Annotated in this window: 2 protein-coding genes; one reads left to right on the top strand and one right to left on the bottom strand. The window is 69.4% G+C overall.

Going from position 1 to position 2,048, the window contains the following annotated elements; translation table 11 throughout:
- Window positions 1-94: 94 nt before the first annotated feature.
- Window positions 95-733, bottom strand: a complete 639-nt coding sequence (locus AB0G15_RS43420; RefSeq protein ID WP_362851580.1) for a response regulator transcription factor — start codon at window positions 731-733, stop codon at window positions 95-97.
- A gap of 301 nt (window positions 734-1,034) precedes the next feature.
- Here AB0G15_RS43420 and AB0G15_RS43415 point away from each other — a divergent pair, with 301 nt between their 5' ends.
- On the top strand, window positions 1,035-1,703 hold the full coding sequence (locus tag AB0G15_RS43415) for a CBS domain-containing protein (protein WP_362851578.1): 669 nt from the start codon (window positions 1,035-1,037) through the stop codon (window positions 1,701-1,703).
- The last annotated feature ends 345 nt before the right edge of the window (window positions 1,704-2,048 follow it).

Genomic DNA, 2,048 nt, shown 5'->3' with positions numbered 1-2,048 from the left:
CGCGAGAGGATCTGCAGGCCTGCCGAGTCGAGCTTCATACCCTCCAGGCTGCCCGTACGCCCTTTGGGGAGGGCAGGGACGAAAGTCCCCTCCTTTACCGCCGATCTGCCCTCAGGCGGGCGGCCATGGCCGCGACCTGGGTGCGCCGCTGCATGTCGAGCTTGCTCAGCAGGTTGGAGACGTAGTTCTTGACCGTCTTTTCGGCCAGGAACATCCGCTCGCCGATCTGCCGGTTGGTCAGGCCCTCGCCGATCAGCTCCAGGATCTGCCGTTCCTGGTCCGTCAGGGCGGCCAGCGGGTCCTTTTTCGCCGCCTGGTCGCGCAGGCGCGCCAGCATCGAGGCCGTGGTCTGCGGATCCAGCAGCGACTGCCCGGCGGCGACCGTGCGGACCGCCCCCACCAGGTCCGAGCCGTGGATCTGCTTGAGCACATATCCCGAGGCTCCGGCCATGACCGCGTCGAACAACGCGTCGTCGTCGGCGTAGGAGGTCAGCATCAGGCACGCCAGGCCAGGCAGCTGGGAGCGGACCTCACGGCACACGTCGACCCCGTTGCCGTCGGGCAGGCGGACGTCGAGCACGGCGACGTCGGGCTTGAGGGCGGGGATGCGGGCGATGGCCGACTCGGCGGTGCCGGCCTCGCCGATCACCTCGATGTCGTCCTCGGAGCCGAGCAGCGCGGCGACACCGCGCCGTACCACCTCGTGGTCGTCCACCAGGAAAACGCGAATCATGCTCCGCACGTTAGCCCCCTTCGGCGCATGCCGATAGGGACCAAGGACCCCGCGTGTCACGCCGGCGGCCGCCGGGGACCCGGCGTGACGGTGAGGGACGGTGAGGGACGGTGAGGACCGAAAGACCCTGCCCTCAGGTGGTGAGGTCGGGACCTGTGGCCCTGGGGCGGGCTGTCCGGCGGAGGTCTGATGGGAGAGGACGGCCCGCACCACGCGCACCGCAGGGTGGCGATCGTCCGCCCCTGGCGACGCCCGAATCACGGGAACGCTCGAACGACTCGCAGAAACCGAGGAGAAGAAGATGTCGATCACTGTGAACGACGTGATGGGCCGCACCGCGATCGCGGTGCCGCAGGACGCCGGCTTCGCCGACATCGTGGCCGTGATGAGGCGCTTCGCCGTGGGCGCGGTGACGGTCATCGACGCCGACCGCCGTCCGGTCGGGGTGGTCTCCCAGGACGACCTGCTGCTCAAGGAGAGCGACGCGGTGCGCCACAGCATCTCGATCTTCGAGAGTTCCGGCCGCCGCCGCGAGCACGAGAAGGCCGCAGCGGTCGTGGCCAAGAACTTGATGACCTCGCCCGCGATCACCGCCACTCCGGGCATGCCCGTCCGGGACGCGGCGCGGCTCATGCACGACAAGAGGATCCAGCAGCTCCCGGTGATCGACCCGCTCACCGGCCGCCTGGCCGGCGTCCTGCACCGGGCGGACCTGCTGCGCGTCTTCGACCGCCCCGAGGCCGAGCTGCGCGCCGAGGCCGAAGCCGTCGCCCGCGACCTGACCGCCGCCGGATCCGAAGTGCGCGTCGGCGTCGAGAACGGCGTGGTGACGCTCGACGGCGAGGTCGAACGCCACTCGCAGGTCGTTCAGCTCGTCCAGGCGATCCGCCGGCTCGAAGGCGTCATCGACGTCACCTCACGGCTCAAGCACGGCGCCGACGACCTGCTCGTCCTCCCGCCGCTGCTGTAGGCCGCCGCTGTGCAAGGGACGTGCGCCGATCGCGAAAAGGTCGAAAGTCCCGCGGGTGCGGTTCGTACGGCACTGTGGCCGGGCGTCGGGAAACGGTGTGATGAGGGTGTTCGCAAAGACCGCTGAACACCACGGAACTACACGGAACTACAGGGAAAGGGGAGCCGTCATGGCCACCACTCACGGACACGACGTTCACACCGGGCCGGTCATGAACGCCGTTCCCACACCGGCCGTCAGGCGTCCGGTCGACTACGTCTGGGCGATCGCCCGGATCGGCCTGGGCTGGATCTTCCTGTGGGCGTTCCTGGACAAGACCTTCGGCTGGGGGTTCGCCACTCCCGC

Source organism: Streptosporangium sp. NPDC023825, from assembly GCF_040639575.1.
Lineage (GTDB): Bacteria > Actinomycetota > Actinomycetes > Streptosporangiales > Streptosporangiaceae > Streptosporangium.
This window is presented reverse-complemented; position numbering and strand designations above follow the sequence as displayed.